This window comes from Flammeovirga agarivorans (assembly GCF_012641475.1).
In the GTDB taxonomy this organism is placed as follows: Bacteria; Bacteroidota; Bacteroidia; order Cytophagales; family Flammeovirgaceae; genus Flammeovirga; species Flammeovirga agarivorans.
In genome coordinates, this window is record NZ_JABAIL010000003.1 from 649044 (window position 1) to 672715 (window position 23672).

General features: G+C 36.7%; 10 protein-coding genes. All 10 read left to right on the top strand.

Annotated features, from left to right (window positions below; all coding sequences use genetic code 11):
* Positions 1-71 precede the first annotated feature (71 nt).
* The 10 genes from HGP29_RS11585 (at position 72) to HGP29_RS11630 (ending at position 23381) form a co-directional block, all read left to right on the top strand.
* The gene (locus HGP29_RS11585) at positions 72-3251 is read left to right on the top strand and encodes a SusC/RagA family TonB-linked outer membrane protein (protein WP_168882568.1); all 3180 of its coding nucleotides are present in this window, start codon (positions 72-74) and stop codon (positions 3249-3251) included.
* A gap of 15 nt (positions 3252-3266) precedes the next feature.
* Positions 3267-4907, top strand: coding sequence for a RagB/SusD family nutrient uptake outer membrane protein (locus HGP29_RS11590; RefSeq protein WP_168882569.1), 1641 nt, complete (start codon positions 3267-3269; stop codon positions 4905-4907).
* 52 nt (positions 4908-4959) lie between these two features.
* The gene (locus HGP29_RS11595; protein WP_168882570.1) at positions 4960-6933 is read left to right on the top strand and encodes a hypothetical protein; all 1974 of its coding nucleotides are present in this window, start codon (positions 4960-4962) and stop codon (positions 6931-6933) included.
* Between the two features lie 354 nt (positions 6934-7287).
* Positions 7288-8853, top strand: coding sequence for a sulfatase (locus tag HGP29_RS11600; protein ID WP_168882571.1), 1566 nt, complete (start codon positions 7288-7290; stop codon positions 8851-8853).
* Between the two features lie 15 nt (positions 8854-8868).
* The gene (locus tag HGP29_RS11605) at positions 8869-11799 is read left to right on the top strand and encodes a glycoside hydrolase family 2 protein (RefSeq protein WP_168882572.1); all 2931 of its coding nucleotides are present in this window, start codon (positions 8869-8871) and stop codon (positions 11797-11799) included.
* 100 nt (positions 11800-11899) lie between these two features.
* Positions 11900-15706, top strand: coding sequence for a GH39 family glycosyl hydrolase (locus HGP29_RS11610; RefSeq protein WP_168882573.1), 3807 nt, complete (start codon positions 11900-11902; stop codon positions 15704-15706).
* Positions 15707-15834: 128 nt separating this feature from the next.
* Complete coding sequence (locus tag HGP29_RS11615; RefSeq protein WP_168882574.1) at positions 15835-17271, top strand: sulfatase-like hydrolase/transferase; 1437 nt, start codon at positions 15835-15837, stop codon at positions 17269-17271.
* Positions 17272-17356: 85 nt separating this feature from the next.
* Positions 17357-18799 (top strand): arylsulfatase, encoded by a 1443-nt coding sequence (locus HGP29_RS11620; RefSeq protein ID WP_168882575.1) that lies wholly within the window; start codon positions 17357-17359, stop codon positions 18797-18799.
* Positions 18800-20683 (top strand): sulfatase family protein, encoded by a 1884-nt coding sequence (locus HGP29_RS11625; protein ID WP_168882576.1) that lies wholly within the window; start codon positions 18800-18802, stop codon positions 20681-20683. It abuts the gene before it with no gap.
* A gap of 4 nt (positions 20684-20687) precedes the next feature.
* Complete coding sequence (locus HGP29_RS11630) at positions 20688-23381, top strand: glycoside hydrolase family 2 protein (RefSeq protein ID WP_168882577.1); 2694 nt, start codon at positions 20688-20690, stop codon at positions 23379-23381.
* Positions 23382-23672: the final 291 nt, after the last annotated feature.

Consider the following 23672-nt stretch of genomic DNA (forward strand, 5'->3'; position numbering starts at 1 on the left):
GACAACAATGACTATTCTTTCTACCTACTTTATGAGGCTTCCCTCTTTTTGAAAAATGATGATTAGATGAAATGAACACTAACTTATTTACTATTTTAACAGCATTCTTGTGTTTTGTAAGTATGTCCATTACAGCACAGGATGAATTCACACTGAAAGGTGTGGTAAAAGATGCCAACAATGAATCTTTACCTGGGGTAAGTGTCATTGTAAAAGGCACCAACTCTGGAGGTATCACCAATTTTAACGGTGAATTTTCCCTTCAAGCAAAATCTGGCGATACTTTAGTTTGCTCATTTATTGGCATGAAAACTAAAGAAGTAGCGGTAAACAACGAAAGCTTTATCACAGTGACTTTACAAGAAAATGTAGAGCAACTAGAGGAAGTTGTAGTTACTGGCTACGGTGAGATGAGAAAAAGAGACTTAACAGGTTCCTTAACCCAAATTGATGAATCGACAGATGTAAAAACTCAATTCTCTACCGTAGACGGACTTTTACAAGGTCGTTCTGCAGGTGTACAAGTGATTGGTAACGATGGTAGCGCAGGTGGTGCTACTTCCGTTAAAATCCGAGGAACCAACTCATTAAGAGGTAATAACGAACCACTTTATGTTGTAGATGGTGTAATTGTATCTACTGCAGGTGAAGGTATGAGTAGCCCTTTTGAAGGTGGTGAAGGATATGCCATGGGTGCACAGAATGGACTGGCAGGTATCAACCCAAGAGATATTGAATCGATGGAGGTGTTGAAAGATGCTTCTGCAACAGCGATCTATGGTTCTCGTGGAGCCAACGGTGTTATCCTAATAACTACTAAAAAAGGTGAGAAGGGAACAGAGAAAGTAACTGCTTATGCCAATACTTCTATCTCCCAATTCCAAAGAGAAATTGATGTTTTAGATGGACATGAGTATGCTGCGTTTATCAATGAGATCAAATTACAACAAGGGACTCGTCCGATGTATAACATTGATCCAGTAACCAAAGAAGTTTCTAGTTTTAATAATGGAGACGTATTTAAGTCTGTAAATTGGCAAGATGAAGTATATCAACAAGCCGTTAGCTACAATGCGGGAGCAACACTAAGTGGTGGATCTAAGAAGTCAAACTATTACATAGCGGCAAACTATAGAAATAATCAAGGTCTTCAATCTATTGCTAGTGTTAACGGTGGTGACTTAAGAATTAACTACAGTAGAAATGTAAGTGATAAGTTTAATTTCAATATTAAATCATCACTATATTATTCAAGTGGTTCTTACTCTCAGTCTGGTTTATCAGCAGGTGGTAATGCTTCTATTGTAACACAGGCGATCATGTCTAGACCATTAGAAGGAGGTTCACTAGCAGATGGTGATACTGAAAATGAGGATACGAATAATACACCTCTAACTAGAATGTTAAGTACCGATGATCTTACAGAAGAACTTCGCTCTCAGTTATCGTTGAACATGAAATACAAGTTCAATAAATACCTTACTTATAACTTAAGAGCCGGTGCAGATATTCGTCTTAAAGATAGAGAAGTTTGGTACGGACCAGGTACTACAAGGGGTGACAGATCAAATGGTACGTACAATCAATCGTCACAAGATCGTAGAGCATTTACTATCGATAATTTATTGATGTATAATCGTACTTTCAATAAGAAGCATAGAATCAATACTACTATTGGTGCTACTTACGATGGTGTACTTCAAGATAATCAGGTTTATGGTGTCGCTGACTTCGGAAACAAGACATACAGAACTGAATTCCCTCAATTAGGTAGAACAGTGATTATGCCTTTCTCAAAAACAAGATCTGATTATACAGTATTATCAGGTTTAGCTAGAGCAAATTACTCTTTTAAAAATAGATATATTCTTACTGCTTCAGTAAGAGCAGATGGTTCTTCAAAATTTAGACCTGACAGACAATGGGGTTACTTCCCTTCATTATCTACAGCATGGTACATCTCAGACGAACCTTGGATGAAAGGCCTAAAGACATTATCTAACTTAAAATTAAGAGCAGGATGGGGTCAAACAGGTAACCAATCTGTTCCTCCTTACAGATCGTGGCAAAGTTATACAACAGGTAGATATGTAGATATCAATGGTAATACAATTACTACAACAAATCCTATCAACTTTGAAAACCCTAATATTACTTGGGAAACAACGGCACAAACAAACGTTGGTATCGATTTAGGTTTCTTTGATGATAGAATCACATTAGTAACAGATATCTATTACAAACAAACAGATGATCTTTTACAGCAAGTACAGATTCCTAACTCTTCAGGATTCGGAAATTACTTAACCAATAGAGGTTCTTTAGAAAGTAAAGGTATTGAGTTTGCACTAAGCACAGTAGCATACGACAAAAACGACTTTAAATTAGAAGTAGGTGGTAATATCTCTTTCAATAGAACAGTGATTACTGACTTAGGTGTTCCTCCTTCAACATTCTTCTTGAATGGTAAAGAAGTAACAGAACAAATGATCCAAGGTTCTAATATTGCAACAGGTTATGTATTAAAGGCGCCAGCTAACATTTTCGTAGTAGGTGAGCAGTTAGGATTAATCTATGGATATGAGACAAATGGTATTTATAAGTCAGCAGAAGAAGCTGCAGCAGGTGCTCCTATCAATGATAAACCAGTAAAAGCAGGTGATGTACGTTTTGTTGATCAGAACGGTGATGGTAAAATCACTCCAGATGATAGGACGACAATCGGTAATCCAAACCCTAAATTCAACTATGGTATCAACCTTAACGCATCGTATAAAAACTTAAGTTTAGCGGTACTATTTACAGGAGTTTATGGCAACGATTTATTAAATTCTGGAATGGCATTCTATGGTTACCCAGATCCGATGTGGAACAGTAACAACGTTAGAAGAGACGTTTATCAAGACAATTGGTCAGAATCTAATACAAACGGTAATAACCCAAGAGTGGGTTATGGTTACACAGACGGTTACAATAACCTAATTAATGATAGAGTGATTGAGGATGGCAGTTACTTAAGATTATCTACAGTAACATTATCGTATAATGTACCTACTGCTAAATTAGGGATGAAGAAGGTGAAATACTTAAATGTATACGCGACGGGTAGAAACTTATTCTTACTAACGAACTACACAGGTTATGACCCTGAAATCACTTCTTACTTATACGACGGTACTATTCTAGGTGTAGATTGGCAAACAATGCCTAACCCAAGAACGTTCATCTTCGGTTTCAACTTAACATTCTAAAATCTACCTACTAACATGAAAAATAATCAGATCTTAAAATATATAATTCTTCCACTTTTAATATTGTCATCTTGTACAATTAAGGAAGAACCACCATTGGCAGATAAAGACCTTATTTACCAAGATGTTACAGCAAAAAAAGCAGTACTGGATGGTGTGTACGCTTTAATGATTGATTTTCCAGCATACAAGCAAGGGTATCATGATACCAAACAAACACACTCAGGTATTTTAAACTCGAAACAGTCTGCACAAAGAACAACTTTCGGTTCATTAAACATGGACCCAACGTTCAGTGGATTAGACAACAGCTGGAACAGTTATTATTCGGCAGTATTTAGATTGAATCAATTTTTATATGATGTGCCTTTAACAGAAGAGTCTACAGATTCGGAAAGAGATTTAATTGGTAATGCACATTTCTTAAGAGCTTTTCAGTATTTCCATATTGTAAGATCTTGGGGTGATGTACCTTTAGTAACATCTCCGACTTCAGAAGAGACAATACACAATGCGAAATCTTCTAAAAGTGATGTATACAAGCAAATTATTGCCGATCTGAATGTTGCTATCGATAACATGAGTGAAGCAGGTATTGCTCCAGGATACCCAAGTGTACATGCTGCAGAGTTCTTATTAGCGAAAGTATACATGTGGATCGCTTCTGCAGAAGATAGTGGAGAAGAAGAGATGTTAATCAGTGGTATTCCTTTTGAAACAGATACGACTACGAATGTAGAATTAACGTACTGGCAAAGTGCAAAAGCACATGCAGATAAAGTATATGGTATGTATTCATTAGTACCTAACTATAATACATTATTTGATGCAAAAGAAGGAAACCAGACTTCAGAAAGTATTTTCGAATTAAACTTTAACAGTGAAGTAGCTCAAGTATCTTATACTGCGATTTTCACTCCTAATAACTACACAAAAGGATTGAATAACTACGGTAGAATCGTAGTGAATCCAGAGGTATATACAAAACATATCAATACGCACCCTACAGATCCAAGGTTTATCAATAACTATTTATCAGAATACATCGGTTATGCTAGAGATCAAGCAACGGGAGAGGTAGTTGAATCTCAGTGGCCAACAGTGATGAGAATTCATACTGAAAATAGATTGACACTAAGAGAGAATCAAGTGGGTAGTGGTTATGGTAATTTAACGAAGCATATTATCAAGGATAGAGACCAAACTACATTGGACTCACCACAAGGATTTATCATATATAGATATGCAGACTTACTATTAATGCTTGCCGAAATAGAAAACGAACTAGGCAACTCTAGCCAAGGTGAAGTATACTTAAATGAAGTTCTTGAAAGAGCAAGAAACTCAGCAGAAACACCATCATTTGAGCCAGAAGGTGTAAACGGTCTTTCTCAAGAAGAGTTAAGAGAGCGTATTTACAACGAAAGAGAATTTGAGTTGATAGGTGAAGGAGAAGACTGGTATGAAGCAAGAAGAAGAGGGTTTGCTTTCTTCACTTCTCATGTCATCGAACCACATAACAACTTTATATATTTCAATGAAAACATTGATGTTCTGTTTAATACAACAAGAAAAGGGATGTTACTTCCTATTCCATTAAACGAGATAACAAACAATCAAAAAATGACATCTGCAGATCAGAATTTCGGTTACTAAACCAGAAATAACTCAGAGTCATAGAAATTGAAATAAGTAAGAGATTACAATTATGAAAAAGATATTTTTATATAGTGTTATTGCTCTTTTAGCGGCATTAGCATCTTGTACAAAAGAAAAAGAGGTACTGGAAGATGTGGAGACAGACATCTCTAACCCTCCAAGTCAGGTGCAATACGATGGTGTGATCACTGGTTATGCAGATACTATCGCATCGGCCTTACCTTCGATGAACGGAACAACCAATGTCATCTTTGGTATTGAAAAACCGGTAAGAATCTACATCGATGGTGAAATGTATGATTACGCTACTGGAGTTTATGATAGTGCACAAATTCAAACGCTTTTTTCTACAGCAGAGAAAGATGGAAATGTTTTGATTTCCAATTCCCTTCAGATGGATGTAGCAGAACTTCCTTATGGAGATTATGTGGTGGATGTTTACACTGACTACAGAGGTGGTACAGTGGTACATGACTCGGCCATTACATTCCATTTAATTAATCTAGCAGTAGCTTTGGAAAAAGACTTGTATGAGTCCGAATTAAAAACTTCTGACTTAGGAGTGTTTCAAACTGTAAAAGGTATGATTACTGATCCGGAAGAAACAGAATTAGAGATCACTTCTTATAAATTAATGGACAATGCACCTGAATGGTTAAGTATTGATTCATTATCTGGTGAAATTTCTAAAAATACAGTGTATCTAGATACAGGGGACTATCAGTTTGGAGTGATGGTAAATACAAATATTGGTGGTAAATATTTCGATAGTACAGTAGCTGTGACTGTTGATCCATTGGATATTACAGTGAACTACCCAGAAGTAGATCTAGCATTCTTACATTTAGGAGAAGTATCTTCACCAACAGTTGTTGGAGGAGAACTTTCGGATGCCGATCCTAGTTCATTTAGATACAGTTTTGTCGATGAAGTAATAGGCTTTTCTATAGACTCATTAACGGGTGTGATCTCTAGACCAAACTTATCTAATTCTCAATCAACGAATAATATTAGAGTTGTATTGAAAACGGATATTGGTAATACATTGGTATCAACAGCTGTAGTGAATATTGCTCCTAAACCTGTAATGTCATTTACATCGGGAGGTAATGCAACTACGAAAGTGACAATGTCTCCTTGGACTGGGTTCACTGACTTACAAATTGTATTAGACCAGTTAAGTGCAAATAGTCAAACATATAGCATTACTTCAGACATTGAAGGTTTAACTGTTGATGCAAATACAGGTGTTATTTCGATGGCAGAAGAGCAAGCGGTAGATGTTGGAGAATACTTAATTTCTGTTGATGTTTATGTAGATGGTATCGATGAACCTGTTCCATATAGTGATGTGTATACTGTTGTTGTAGAAGTGAAATCATTCGATTATACAGGCGGAATTGAGAACATCAACCAAGATATACTTACTGCAGAGTACAACGGTGTGAGAGCATATGAATACTCTGGTTTGGTACAACCGGCATGGGCTCAGACAAAAATGTATGCGAACTCTGTAGATGCATCGGCTTCTATTCCACATGTGAAAACAGTATTTGGAGATGCAGCAGCATTTGAATTAGGTAGAATTGGTGTAGTACAAAGAATTCCATTGGACGGTACAAATGGTAGAATTAAGTCGATTCAATTTAGTTACCTAGAAGCAGCATCTGTATTGTATGGAGCAGGTGTGAACTACACTAGAACAGTAGAATTATCTTACAAAGAAGTAGATGCTTCTAACTATGTTGCAGATGATTGGACAACAATAATAACAGAAGGAGATGAAAACGGATGGAGTTCTGGTTATTTTGATGGTATCCAATGGGGAATTACAAATGCTAGACCTTATTTATTACCGTCTGAAGCAACGAAGATTGAAAGACCAATTGATGTAAGTGAATCTGATAGCGATCATTTATTCGTAGGTATGTTCTTTGATATGCATATCAAAATGTGGGTAAACTTTGGTATCGCAGACATCAAATACACAACTATCGAAGCTTACAATGCGATCTTTGAATAGGTCTCTCTTGACTTTATAGTTAAATTCATAGAATTGTTATATATCTTAAGGCTATTCCTTTATTGGAGTAGCCTTTTTTGTGTTGTATAGTACTATTTTTTCTAAGGGAATTAATGGAAAGTCATGATTAAATTACATCCACTTTGATCTATTCTGTGCTACAATTATCTTAGATCATAGAAAATCAGTCAGATTTTTTCAAAATCAACAGACATTTAATAGCTCAAAGTCAATAATGTGCTACTTATAGTGAATTAGTGTTGAATACTTACGTTCCAAACCTCCGATATTTACAATATTAATTGTGGAACTTACAATTCTGACAACTATACAAATAACAGATAGCTTATTGAAATGAAATTACTTTTTTTATTACTTACTCTAACTTCCTGTTTTGCAGTACTTGCAAAGGATAAAAAACCGAAGACACAACCTAATGTTCTTCTGATTATGGTCGATGATTTAAACGACTATGTTGGTTTTCTTGGTGGTCATCCACAGACAAAAACTCCAGGAATGGATGCTTTGGCAAGTGAGTCTGTAGTTTTCACTAATGCATTTTCTAATAACCCTATCTGTGCTCCTTCTAGAGCAAGCTTTTTTTCTGGGTTGTATCCACATACATCAAAAAACTTTGGGTTTAAGAAATTTCAGAAAAATCCAACTTTGATGGGTTCAAAGACAATGATGGAAATGTTCAGAAGTAATGGATATACTGTAGTTGGTGCAGGAAAACTGATGCATCATCACGATAAAAAATTATTTGATGAATATGGTGATAAATCAGATTTCGGTCCTTTCCCATGGAATGGGGAGAAAATATCGGGACACCCAAGTGTTCCTGAAGCTTTCAGAAATGTAGGAACGCTAGATGGTAGCTTTGCTCCATTAACGGATATTCCAGAAGTGAACGGCTATAAAGGTTGGTACGACAAACAAAATGGATGGCCAATTACGGTAAAGCCATTTAAATATATAAATGATGATAATAGAGATAAGATGCCTGACGAAGTTAAGGCTGCTAACATCAAGAACTATATAAAGAAATTTGAGAAAAGTAATTCAGACAAACCCTTCTTTATGGCAGTAGGTTTTAACCGACCTCATACACCATTGTATGTGCCTCAGAAATATTATGACATGTTTCCATTGGAGTCAGTTCAATTGCCTCAAATGCTTTCTGATGTAAAGAAAATCAATTATTACACACAGAAACAAGGAAATAATGGACACAAAGGGACGGAACATTTTACCAAACTTATTGAAGGTTTTGATGGTAAAAAAGAATATGCATTAAAGAAATACATTCAGGCTTACTTGGCATGTATTGCCTTTGTTGATGATCAGATTAATGATGTGCTGACTACTTTAAAAGAATCTGAATTCGCAGAGAATACAATTGTTGTATTAGTATCTGACCATGCTTATGAAATGGGAGACAAGGACTACTTATACAAAAATGCACTTTGGGATAATGCAACAAGAATTCCAATGATCATTCATGAGCCAGGCATGAAGAAAACACAAAAGGTAGATCAACCTGTCTCTTTAATTGACATCTATCCTACGTTGGTAGACTTGTGTGGACTAAAAGGATCTACAATAAAAAATGAAGAAGGTCGACCATTGGATGGAAATAGTATGCAACCTTTATACAACAATAAGGCAGGAAGTTGGGAAGGTAAAGAATATGCACTCAGTGCAGTAACAGGAGGCCAAGGAGATGTGGTGAAAAGAAATCACTTCTCAATTCGTACAAAAGAATATAGATATATCCGTTATGCCAATAAGACTGAGGAGCTTTATGATCATACAAAAGACCCTAATGAATTTAATAATGTGGTAGATGATCCGGCATATGCGAAGGTCAAAGAACAATTATCAAATCAGCTTCTACAAGAAATAGGGTTGGCAAACTAAGAGAATTATAAAAAAATGGACTACAATTATATAAAGAGTTTATTATTAGGAGGGATACTTTTGTTGTTAGCAAATTGTCTCTATGCTCAAGACGAAATGTCTTTGAATGGTCAATGGAAAATTATTTATGATGATAATAATGAAGGGAGAGAAAAAAACTGGATCTATGGAGAAGGTTTTGATCAGAGTAACCTTCAAGAAGATATTTCAGTGCCAAGTTGTTGGGAAGAGTTCAAACAAGACTACGAAGGAGTAGCTATTTATAAGACAGAGTTTGAAGTTCCTGCAGATTGGAAAGGTAAGAACATTGCTATTCAGTTTGGTGCAGTAAACTATATCTCAGAAGTTTACCTTAATGATGAAGTAGTTGGTTACCACAAAGGTGGTTTTACTCCTTTTGAGTTTAGAGTAAACAAAACAATTAAAGCAGGTGAAAAAAATACGCTGATTGTAAGAGTAGTTTCTCCAGTATTGTACTCCGATAAGGTGATTGACGGTATTGGACCACACCAAACACCCATGTGGAGAGGTGCATTAACGGGTGGTATCTGGCAAGATGTATCACTAAGAGCTACAGATGCTTATGTTGTAGATGATGTATTTATCCAAACAGATTACAAATCAGGTGATGTATCGTTTGATTTGGGTATTGAAAACACAACGACAGCGAATCAGGATGCTGAAGTGATTGTCAACATTCTTGATAAAGACAAAAAAGTAATCCTTTCTAAAAAAGAAAACGTGGCTTTAACACCAGGTGTAAATGATTTAGATTGGAAACTGAATATTGAAAACCATCAGAACTGGGGACCTAAAAATCCATACTTATACACTGCTCAAGTACAGGTAGTGAAAGATGGAAAAGTATCTGATCAGAACGATATCCGTTTTGGTATCAGAGAGTTCACAATTAAAGACAAAAAATACTACCTAAACGGTGAGGAGTTTTATTTAAAAGGAGCATTCTTTGAAGGCTTGTACCCAACAAAATTGGCGTACATGGATTCTGAAGAAATGGCCAGAAAAGAGATTCAATTGGCTTTGGATGCTGGGTTCAATATGATCCGTCCTTGGAGAAAACCTCCTCCAAGAAAGTGGTTAGACCTTTGTGATGAAATGGGTGTGTTAACTGTAGGTTCTTTAGCTATTGAATGTATGCACCGCCCTATCGCATCGCCAATGTTACCAGATATGGTAGAGACAGAAGTAAGAGAATCGATCTTAAGAGATAGAAACCGAACTTGTGTGATCCAATGGGAATTGTTCAATGAATTATGGCAACCTGTTTTAATTCAGATGTTACACCCAATGGCATTATTGGCAAGAGATTTAGACCCTACGCGTCTTATTTTAGATGAATCTGGTGGATTTGCCAACGGTGCTAACATCTACCAGCCTTATGAAAAAGTAGCGATCAAATTCTCAGATATTCATACTTACCCTGGATACAATTTCAATGACAATGCGTTCCAGAAAATGAGACAGGTATCTTGGACAAAAGAGGAGAAAAAGGCAGCGGGATATCCAAAACTAAAATCTCCTGGTCATAAGAATAAGCCGGGTGCTATGGTGTTTGTTTCAGAAATTGGTTATGGTTCACTGCCAGATTTAGAAGCAAACAATAAAGAGTTTGCTGCAAAAGGAAATGCGTTGGCTCCAATGTACAGAGAACACAAGCGTTTGGAAGAAGACTTCAACAAAGTATTGGATGCATCAGGTATGCGTTCGGTCTTTCCAACACTTCATGATTTAATAGTTGCTCAGCAAAATTACCATGGTACGTTGAATAAAAGAATGCTAGAAGCGTCTCGCTCTAACTACCTAACTGCAGGATACTGTATCCATGCATTGTCTGATGGCGATTGGATTATTGGTGGTGGTATCATTGACTTGTGGAGAAACCCTAAAGGAAATGTATACGAGTACACTAAAATGGCCAACCAACCTCAATTAGTGATTTCAAGAATCAAAAACAGAAACTTATTTGAAGGAAAGACTTCTAAGTTATCATTGGTAGGTATCAATGAGTATGCGGATGAAAAAGTGACTGTTGAAATGAATATCACAGACGAAGAAGGGAAGTTAGTATCACAAGATAAGGTGAAAGCAGACCTTACGCATGGGGTTTCTGACCTTCATATTGGTACTTTACAGACAAAAGGATTAAATGGTAATTACACTCTTTCTACTGTGATGAAAAATAAGAAAGGAGAAGTGATTGCATCAAACAAAGAAACATTCTCAGTATTTAATGAGGCTACATTGGCTGTATCTTCAAAGAAGGTATTGTTATTAGAAGCTGATAATAAATTGTCGACTTACTTCACTGCTAAGGGGATTCCTTTTGAGAAATTCACAGGCAAAAACAAGAAAGGCCAATTGGTTATAGTGGGTAAATTGGGAACGGATGACGCTTTCAAAGCACAAGTAAAAGCGGCAAAAGCATATGCTGAAAAAGGCGGAACAGTCTTCTTTACTGAAGTAAAAGGTAAAAAAATCAATGAGACTAAGCACAGAGAAATTCCTGATGAGTTACAATCTTCTGACAATTTCCCTTACAATGCTACACTAATTCCTGCTAATGGTTTATGGCATAATGCGGCACCAATTGTAACGGACCATCCTGTATTTGCAGGACTACCCACGAATCAATTTATGGGATTGGAATACACTGCTATTGGTACAACAACAGCAATGGTAATGCCAGAAGGGAAGAATATTGTAGGTGTGATAACTCATGACCGTTTTCCTAAGCAAGATAAAATGTTGAGAAACTATATTGGAGTAGGTAAGGTATATTTTGATTCACACATGTTGGAAATAGAACATGGTAAGGGTAAAGTGATTTACTCTACACTAAACCTAAGAAATGGTTTGTCATTTGATCCTGTATCACAAAAGATCATGAACAATATCTTAAGCCATTACGGTGAAAATATGCAATAAGAAACAATTGGAATCATGTACTTTAATTTATAGAGTACATGGTTCTTTTTCTATTTTTTATCTCCTATTTTTTACCAGCCATCACTATAAAATTGATTAGATGAAAAGATTACTTATACTATTACTATCAATCTGTACTTATTCTTTGGTATATGCACAACGACCATTACGTTTTAAAAGTCCAACTTTAATAACGAATGGAGCGACTGTGATCAAATTAAAAAATGACGGTACGCTAGGTGAAATCACTCACAATGGAGTGAAGATCATTCAAGGTGCTACAGTAGAAATAATGAAAGGAGAAACTTTACTGAAGGGAGTGAAGTTTAATGAAAAATCAGAATATGCCATTGTTGGTCAGACATTGACGATTACCAATGCTTTTATGTACAAAAAGGCAGAGCTAAAACTGATTTCTAAAGTGGGGATCGAAGGTCAAGGGTTGGTTGTTGAACATACACTCGAAGGGAAAAAAGGATACTCAGTAAGTGCGGCTCAAGTGTATTTTACTTCAGAAACTTTTGATGGACAAACTTATGCGATCAACGATAACAAAGCGCCTCTTTTATCGAAAGCAGATGCAAAAGGAACTTGGAATGTTTTTAAGAACCCAACACCGTCGATTAAAGTGACAATGGGTGAAAATGTAGGTACACAGACAGACGTTTACTTTAGAATGATGACAGGTAAAGTCTCTATGATTCTCCCTACTGTTAGTGAATATTTCGACGATTATATCGTAAAGTTAATTCCAACTACTCCAGGAAAAGTGGCCTACTATATTGCATTACCAAAAGGAGGACCATCACAAGCAACGGCTAAAACGGAAACTAAAAAGAATACAAGTGTAGCACCACTAAAAGTGGTGAATTCTCAGATGATCAAGAACAATAAATCATTGGTGAGAATGAAAGACATTGGCATAATGGGAGACGTTATGCATGTTGGCAATAGCTTAGTCAATGGAGCTTCTTTATCGATTAAAAAAGACGGTAAGATTGTCAATATTCCTTTTGCGATTACAAAAAATGCGAAAGTAGAAGGGAATAAATTAGTGATCAAAAATGATTTCAAATACCAAGGTGATTTATTTGAATTGACAACTACTGCCATCGCTGGAAATGGATATGTGGATTTCAACTACAAACTAAACGCACCAAGTGAGTATACATTTGCTGGTATCACCTTCTTTATGGACTATAATACTTACAAAGGATTACCATTTAAGTTGGATGGTGCAAGTTTTAAATACACTCCAAAAGAGCAAGCCAAAGATTGGCATTATGTTGTTTTTGGTAAGCAGGCAAAAGTATTTAAAGCTTCAAATCAAGAGGGAACAGATGCCAAAATTGAATACACTAACGGTTCAGCAGGCAAGATGGATGTGATTGTTCAAAGAGATGGTTTCTTTAAGGATTACATGCTAAAACTATGGACAACGGATACAAGTAATGGCTTGAATGTTAGAATAACAATGCCTGTTGGAGGTGAATTGAAACTGCCTGAAGGTGTTAGAATGAACGAAAACCAAGTCGTTAACGGTGGTTTTGAGACAGGTACTCGCGATTGGGGGGTAACTTTCGATGCTTTTGATGCCAACTCTACATTTACATTGGATGATCAAGACAAGACAGAGGGGAATAACTCTTTATTATTGGATGTAAAGCAGATTGAAAAACCGATCCAAAAAGAGCAACAAAAAGTATCTGTGACCTCAGAGTTTATCAAATTGGCAGGGTCAATGGAAATGACCTATTCATTGGATATGAAGTCTTCTGTTGCAGGATTGCCTGTGAAAATGAGAGTAAACTACCAACAAACGGATGGTGTTGCCAACAAGGGTACTATCTTTTTGGAAAAACCTGTGAAGTTAACTTCTGAATGGAAACGATATACATTTAAAGTACAATTACCAAAAGGTTTGTACGATGCTTTTTCTGTAAGCATTGTTGCACCAAAGGTGAAACCCGATACTAAAATCTGGATGGATGCAGTTCAGTTTACACCAGGAGAAAAGACAACATACGCAGCAACAAAGAAGGTTGAAATTGGTGGTGACACTCCCAACGAATTCAATTTATACTCTCCAGGTGAAGATGTAAAATTGATCACAAAAGTTAAAAACAATACAAAAGGAGAAAAGGCCCTTAAAGTGAAAATGACAGTCTTAGATCCTGATTATTATAACGTACTTCAACTAGAAGAAAATGTAACTGTAAAAGGGAATACATTATTAAATCAACCTTTCTCTAAAGAGATTTTCACATCACAAAAACAAGGAGCATACAGAGTTTATGTTTCTGTGTTGGAAGGTGATAAAGAAATAGATAACTACTATTATTCATTTGGTATTTTAAAACAGGTGGAAAATAGATCAGTGAATACTGCCTCAAAATTTGGTCTTCATATGGGAGGTCATCATTATTTGGATGCCGTTAAATTGGCAAGTAAGGCAGGTTACACTTGGTTAAGAAACGGTTCTTTCTACAATAACTGGAGTATGATCGAACGTAACAAAGGCCAATACAATAGCTATATGATCCGTTGGAATATGGGTGTTATTGATATCTTGGAAGGTTACGGATTAACTCCACTTGGACAGTTAGGTGTACAAGTACCTCAATGGGCTTCTTCTGCACCAAAAGGAAGTAATGAGTGGAAATTATACCCTCCAAAGCCAGAGTTTTTACCTGATTATGCGGCCTATATTAAGAAGATGGCGGAAACCTTCAAAGGAAAAGTACATGCCTACGAAATATGGAACGAACCTAACGGTACACCGTTCTATAGAGGTACTGCACAAGAATTTGCTCCTTTACTAAAAGAGGCTTTTGTAGAAGTAAAGAAGGTAGATCCTGATGCTGAAATATTGGCATTCGGTCTAACTCACTACGGTAAAACAGCGAAGAATTTCTTAAATGATGTGTTTACAGAAATCGGATCAGACTATTGCGATGTGGTATCGTTTCACCCTTATACCGACGGAAGGTTAAGTCCTGATAAAACACATGTTGCCCATCAGTTCGAAGACATCAATAAAGACATTAAGAAGTTTGGTAAAGAGAAGCCACTTTGGGCAACGGAATACGGTTTCTTCAACCCTCAAAAAGGTTCTCATACGTTCACTCCATTCAAAAATAAAGATGTACCGAAGCGTTTAGTTTCTGAAGAGGAAGCGGCAAGATTCTATGTTCAAGAAACAGCTACAGCCTTTGCAAACGGTACAGAAAAAGCCTTTTACTTTATCTTCCAGGAAGGAGACATTGCCAACCGTTGGTTCCATGGTTTTGTGGGTGTAAACGGTACTCGATTAAAGTCGATTTACTTCTCGGGTGCAGCCATGGTAGACAATCTTGATTTTACGAACTGTCTTGGTTTGGAAAAAATCTATGAAGATGTATCAGTTTCAAGATTTGAAAAAGACGGTCAGTTTACTACTCTTTTATGGAAAACAGATGGAGGCAAAGATGTCGAAATCAAGACTTCAAAAGCATTAGAACTAGAAGATATCAACGGTAATGCATATACATTATCACCTAGAAATGGTGTTGTATATGTGACCATTTCTGAAGACCCATTGTACATCAAAGATGATATCACAAAAGATAAAATCTCGCCAGCCAAATTCAATTTGGGAGAGTATGTTCGTCGAGTAAACCCATCACAGGAAGCAGGTTTGAAAGTAGAAGGAAAATTCCCAACTACCTTGGAGGCTTCACTACAGTCGGGTATCCTAGATAAAGTAGAATCAACTCCTCTAAAGTCATCAATCAATTTCAAAACATCTAAAAATGTACTTAAAAATGAACGCTATAAAATGCATGTAGAATTGATAGAAAATGATAAGGTTGTAGGTAGGTTCGAAAGAATTTACTCTACAGAAATGAACAATAAAAAAGTCTTATAACACTACAAGAGAAGCAACCTCAATTTTATGTCAATATAGGTTTGTTTTGTGCTCATCTGTTCTGCTAATTAGTTTGTATCATTACATAAATTAAACAGAGCAGAAGAACTATTTTTTGAGAATTGAATATGAAAAAATTATTACTGGGTGGTATGATCATTTCGATGTGTGGAGTGATGGCTGCCTTTAAAACTTCTGAAGTTAAAAAGAAACGTAGTAAGCCCAATGTCATTGTGATCATGTGTGATGATCTTGGTTACAGAGATGTAGGTTTCAACGGTTGTAAAGATATTCCAACACCTAATATAGATCGTATTGCAAACAATGGTATTCGTTTCACCAATGCCTATGTTTCCTACTCGGTTTGTGGTCCATCTAGGGCAGGGTTTATAACAGGTAGATACCAGCAGCGTTTTGGTTTTGAAAGGAACCCACAATATAAAGCGGACGATCCGAATATGGGTTTGCCAAAATCTGAAAAAACGTTGGCAACAGTCTTGAAGACTCAAGGTTATCATTCGGGAATCATCGGTAAGTGGCACTTGGGAGCACATGAGTCGAACCACCCCATGAACCGAGGTTTTGATGAGTTCTATGGTCACCTTGGTGGCGGTCATTCGTATTATCCTGAGCTGTTGACAATCGAAGATAGTTATGGTAAAGATTTGAATGAGCCAGACAGCTACAAGACTTGGATTATGAAAAACCATAAGCCTGTAAAAACGGATAAATACCTAACGTATGAATTTTCTGATGAAGCGGTTTCTTTCGTAAAACGCAATGCAGACGAACCGTTTTTCTTGTATTTGTCGTACAATGCACCGCATACACCAATGCATGCTCCAAAAGATAGATTGCCTCAGTTTGATCATATCAAAGATCCGAAAAGAAAGAAATATGCAGCCATGGTTTCTGCAGTTGATGAAGGTGTGGGTAGAGTTTTAGATCAACTAAAAGCATCGGGAATTGAAGAGAATACTATCATTTATTTCTTGTCTGATAACGGTGGACCTGAGCCAAAAAATAAATCAAACAACGGGGAACTTAGAGATGGAAAGGGCAGTGTTTACGAAGGTGGTTTTAGAGTGCCTTTTGCGATGTCATGGCCGGGTCACATCAAGCCAGCTACATACGATAACATGATTTCTTCTTTAGATATTTTTGCTACTTCAGTAACACTTGCAGATGCAAAAATGGATGTAGAAAGACCATTGGATGGAGTGAATCTTGTACCTTATGTGACAGGAAAGGATACTGGAATGCCACATGAAACGATCTACTTAAGAAAGTATGATCAGAAGAAATATGCGGTGAGACATAAAGATTATAAAATCGTTAGAAGTTTTGCAGATGGAAAAAATGTAACAGAGCTTTATGATTTATCTGCAGATATTTCGGAGAAAACCAATGTAAAAAGTCAGCATCCAGATCAAGTGAAATTGATAGAAGACCTGAGAGTACAATGGGATAAAGAACTGATCGATCCAATCTTTTTAGGGCTTATTCATTCTGATTATTGGAAAGCCAAAGCAGCTAAAAAAGCAAATAAAAAGAAAGCACAATAACCTTATATATTTTAGAAAAGAGGAGTGATTGAAATTGTTCCTCTTTTCTACTTTTAATGAATGATTACTTATACCAACTAACAGTATGAAATATATTTTAACTACAATATTTCTGACGACTTTTATTATAGGTGTATCAACCCAAAGTTATGGTCAGAAAAGAAAACCTAATGTAATTTATATCTTGTGTGATGACTTAGGATATGGTGAAGTAGGTTACAACGGACAGCAAAAAATACAAACTCCCGAACTGGATAAACTCGCCAATTCAGGGATGATATTCACCGATCATTATTGCGGGAATGCCGTTTGTGCCCCTAGTAGAGCCTCATTAATGACGGGTAAACATCCTGGACATGCATACATTAGAGCCAACAGCCCGGGTTACCCTAAAGGACAAACTCCAATAAAAGAAGATGCCGAAACATTAGGAAAGCTGATGAAGAGAGCTGGATACAGTACGGCTTGTATTGGTAAATGGGGTTTGGGTAGTTTTCATGATTCAGGTAATCCCAATGATCAAGGTTTCGACCTTTTTTATGGTTATACTGACCAACGAAAAGCACACAATTATTATCCCGAATATTTATGGTTGAATGGTGAAAAACAGATGTTGGATAATGGTAAAGGCAAGCAAAATGATTACAGCCATGACCTGTTTACAGCAAAAGCCATCAATTATATCAAAGAGAAAAAAGACGTACCGTTTTTCTTATATCTCGCCTATACTATTCCACATGTAAAATGGCAAGTGCCAGATTTGGCTCAATACAAAGAGAAAGATTGGCCAGAAAGAATGAAGATTCAAGCAGCTATGGTTTCAAGAATGAGTAAGGATGTAGGTGCGATCATCAATCTTTTGGAAGAGTTGGGCATCGACAAAAATACACTTGTGATGTTTAACAGCGACAATGGAGCACATGGAAAAGGAGGAACAACAGAATTCTTTAAAACTTCAGGTGATTTAAGAGGTATAAAACGATCAATGTATGATGGTGGAGTACGCTCCCCAATGTTTGCTTATTGGCCTGGAAAAATCAAAGCAGGATCAACCAGTGATCACATTTCTGCATTTTGGGATGTATTACCTACTTTATCGGACATCACCAATGAACCTTTGAAAGGTGAAACAGATGGTATTTCTATGCTGCCAACGCTTTTAGGTAAAGACAAAAAGCAAAAACAACATAAGTATTTGTATTGGGAGCTTTACGAAGGAAAACCAAATTGTGCTGTGCGATACGGAAAATGGAAAGCCGTTGTTACAGACAGAAGAAAAGGATTGAATATAGAATTATATGATGTGAAAGCAGATGAAGGCGAAGGAAAAAATGTGGCAACAGAATATCCCGATGTGGTAAAAGAAATTGCTATGATGATGAAAGACGCTCACATCAAAAGTCCTTATTGGGACAAAGATTTTAAGCCGTTATTTAATGCAGCCGCAGCTTGTGAATTTAATGGTGTAGAAGTAGACGAATCTACCATTTGGCCGAAACCTAAACAGAAATCAAAAAACTTAAAATAGATGAATACATTAATCAAATCACTATTCACTTTTTTATGCGTAATGAGTGGATGGTCTTCGTTCGGGCAAGATAAACCAAACATTATCTGGATATATGCCGAAGATACCTCACCTTGGATGGGGTGCTATGGCGATGAAATCAATAAAGATGCAACACCTAACATTGATAAAATTGCCAATAGTGGTGTGCGTTTCAATAGAGCTTATGTACCCGCCCCTGTCTGTTCGGCAACAAGATCAGCCATGATGGTCGGTCAAAGTGCCATTCGTTTTGGAGGTCAGGAACATAGATCATCTAGAACGGAAGAGACTAGAATTTACTTACCAGAAGGGTATAAATTGCTACCTCAGATCATGAAGGAAAACGGGTACGCTACATACAATCATGGTAAGACAGATTACAATTATGCTTGGGATAATGAAATGTATACAACTCAACTCAAGAAAAAAGTAGATTTCTCAGAGTTGGTAAATCAGCAACCGTTCTTTGGTCAGATTCAGACAAAAGGTGGTAAAAACAATACGACAAAGTTTCCTCAAAATAGAAAAGTAAATCCATCGGAAGTTACTGTTGCTGCAGATTATCCAAACAATGAAGTATTCCAGAAATGGTTTGCTCAGCATTATGATGCTATACGTAAAGATGACTACTTGATTGGTGAAATTTTAAAAGGATTAAAAGAAGCAGGATTAGATAAAAATACGATTGTCGTTTATTTCTCTGATCATGGAGCAAACAACCTTTTGAGACATAAACAAATGACAACAGAAGGGGGACTACATGTTCCCTTTATGGTGATGGGACCTGAACAATACGTACCAAAAGGAGAAGTAAGAAACGACTTGGTGAGTATGCTGGACTTAACAGCGACAACCTTGGCTTGGGCAGGCATCACACAGCCTGAATGGTACGAAGGACAAAACCTTTTTGCCAAAGAATTTACCCCTAGAACATTAGTAGGAGGTCATAAAGACCGTTTAGATCAGACTATCGATCAGGTAAGATCTATCAGAACAGAAGATTATAGATATGTGAGAAATTACCATTTGGATAGAATCTTTTTACAACCTCAATACAGAGATAAAAAGGAGTACACAAAGAATATTCGAACACTATATGCTAATGGTGAATTGTCTCCACTTCACAAAGACATTTATTTTGGAGAGCGCCAACCTGAGGAATTGTACAATGTGACAAAAGACCCTGAGATGATTCATAATTTGGTCAAAGATCCAAAATTCAAAAAAGAGCTTAAAAAGCACCGTAAATTAATGGACGAATGGTTAGCAAAAGGCGATATGGGAGAAGGTGATGAGTCTATCGCTGAGCTAAAAGCTAACGGAGAAAATAAGCCTTGGGGAGAAGGGATGAACCCTGAATATGAGGTATACAGAGAAGATTCAGACGGTGATGGCATTTCTGATAAATTGGAAACACTATTGAAAAGGGATCCAAAAGATGGTCTTCTTCTTTTCACTTTTGATAACGGAGGATGGCAGACTGAAGGTTGGAAATCTGATGATATCTCTTCGAACCTTGCAGGTTATTTAGGCTACCTTGATTTTACTTTGGATAAGAAAGAAGGTAGCATCACAAGAGATGGTTTGAAAGTAACAGCTTCTAAAAAAGACCAATCCTATGATATTAAATTAAAAGCCGATCAACCTTTAGAAGTGACTCTGTTGGCGAATAACAAAGTCATCGGAATGCAACATTTATCAAAAGAGAATACTACACAAACATTATCATTCAAACTGGATAATGCAAAATGGGAAGGTGAAATCAATTCATTGACTATAGTATTTAAAGGTAAAAAAGGAACTACCGTCGAGATGGATTTTATGTCTGTAAAAAGAGAATCATCATCTGCCTTAACGAATTAATATTATGGATTTCAGAAAACACTTATTAAAGATACTACTCCTACTTTTTGGGCTTCAGTTATCAGCTTATGCACAAGAATTTTCAACGGCTGGGTTCTATCAAACAGACCCAAAAGTTAGAGAGGCCATCAACTTTAATGTCGGTTGGCGTTTTATCAAACAAGATGTAGAAGGAGCCGAAGCAATAGATTTTGACGATAGCAATTGGAAGGTAGTCAACTTGCCAGATGGGATGGAATTGTTACCTCTTAATGCTAGTGGTGGTGTAAATTATCAAGGCCCATCTTGGTACAGAAAACATTTTACACCGAATGAGCAACTGAAAGGCAAAAAAGTGATGATACACTTTGAGGGTATCATGGGGAAATCAAAAATCTGGATCAATGGTCAGTTGGTGCGAGAAAATTTTGGTAGTTATTATCCCATTCATGTAGACCTTTCTGATTATCTGAAATTTGGTGAAGAAAATGTCATTGCAGTTCGTCCAGACAATAGTAACGATCATAGCTACCCTCCTGGTAAACCTCAAGAAACATTGGATTTCACTTACTTTGGAGGTATTTATAGAGACGTATGGCTCATTACTCATAATGATGTTTATGTGACACACCCACTTGCTGTGGATAAAGTAGCTGGAGGTGGTGTATTCGTTCATTTTGATGATCTAACAGAAGAATCTGTAAAGGTTTTTGTTGATGTAGATATTGCCAATGAAGGGAAAGCAAAAGACCTTCAAGTACATCTTTCATTAAAAGATAAAGCAGGAAATGAAGTCGCAAAACTGAAAGAAAAGGTTAACATTTCATCGGATGATTCAGAGCAGGTAAAAATGAGTTTTACGGTGAAAAATCCTAAGTTATGGTCACCTAATCATCCACATTTGCATCAACTTTATGTGACAATAAAAGACAAAAAAGGGAATGTATTGGACACCTTCAGAAATAGAGTAGGTATTCGTACTATCGAATTGAAAGGACCCGAAGGCCTATTCCTAAATGGCAAGAAATATCCTAAATTATTGGGAGCAAACAGACATCAAGATTTTGCCCATATTGGTCATGCTTTACCCAATAATTTGCATTATAGAGATGCCTTGAAATTGCGTCAGGTGGGAATGAATGTCATCCGTTCAGCTCACTATATTCAAGATCCAGCTTTTATGGATGCTTGTGATGAGCTTGGGATGTTCTTGGTAGCAGCCATTCCAGGTTGGCAATATTGGAATAAAAAGGAACCAATTTTCCAAGAGCGTATGTTAAAAGACGTTCGTAATATGGTGCGTTTAGAAAGAAATAGACCCTCTATTTTACTGTGGGAAGTCGTTCCTAATGAAACTCATTTTCCAGAAGAGTATGCTATAAAAGCCACTCAGTTTACAAAAGAAGAATACCCATATCCAGGTAAATATACGGTTACTGATGCTCGAACACACCGATCGAAAGCACAGAAATACTTTGATGTTTTGTATGCCAATGACCAAGTGGAAGCACACAAACAGAAATCTATTTTTAAAAGAGAATGGGGCGATTTTGTAGACAATTGGGTAGACCATAATTCTGTCAGTCGAGTAGCCAAGCAATGGGGTGAAGCACCTCAGGTAAAACAGGCCATGCATTACTTTAAAGAAGAATGGATGGAAGATGGTGAACTACAAGAATGGCCGTCTATGACGATGATTTACGGAGCAAGTGAATCACTATTCGGAGCAACATTATGGCATTCATTTGATCATCAAAGAGGGTATCACCCCGATCCATTTTGGGGAGGGATTATGGATGCATATCGTCAACCAAAGTTTTCATATTACCTATTCAAATCACTTTTACCGACAAGCGGATTAGAAGATGTTCCTCATGTAGATGCAGAACCATTTGTTTACATCGCACACCTGATGACACCATTTTCACCGAAAGATGTAGTAGTTTTTACCAACTGCGATGAAGTGAAACTGACCATGTATGGAGAAGAAATTGGTATCAAAAAATCAACAGACCCCAACAGTCCAGTACCCAGAGTTCCAGTTGTTTTCACAGATGTCTTTAAGAAAATTGATGCAAGAAATAAAAACAAAAAAGGCTATGGCAAGATTGATCAGAAATGGGTAGAAGGTGCTGTGATGAAAGCTGAAGGTATAATAGATGGAGAAGTAGTAACTGAACACAGTCGTTGGCCGGCCGGAAGAAAAAGACGTCTCCTCTTAAAAGTAGACGATATGGGCATTACTCCACAGGCAGACGGTAGCGATATTACAACTGTAGTAGCTTATTTAGTAGATGCTGGCGGTGCCATTAAAAGACTAAGTGATGAATATGTTCGCTTTACTGTTGAAGGCGAAGGGGAATTGATCGGAGGAGTAAACAATGAAATCAACCCTCAAAAATTACTATGGGGAGAAGCAGTTGCTCTAGTGAAATCTTCTACCAACCCAGGTAAAGTGAAGGTGAGAGCAGAGGTACTAAAAGACGGAATTAATGCACCTAGTTTTGCAGAAATTGAATTCAATACCGTTGGTCCAAAGCATCAATTACACTACACTGAACTACCTCAAAAAGAACAAGAATATATCCCAACACCTCTACTTGTAAATGAAAGCGAGGAAATGAAAAAACTCCGAGTTGAATTACAAGAAGTAAAAAAACAACTTCAAGAATACAAACTGAATGAAGTAGGGAAGCAGCAAGATACTTTTATTGAGTAGGTCATTCAATTCTTCTATTTATGAAATAGTATGAAAAGCAATTTAGGACTTATAGTAATGGGATCTTTTATAGGCGAGACCATCAATAAGTATTTTTATTGCCAATACTAACCTTATTTTGACTGAAAAATAAAGAAGCAATTGGGGATGTGTCAGTATTTATCCAAATAACTTTATTTTTAAATTATATAGTAAAAACAGCAACTATATAGTGATTTTTGTAAATACTAAAAGACCTTACATTGTACCGATAACCAGCAGTGTATTCGGTAGGATAAGATCAAGATTGTA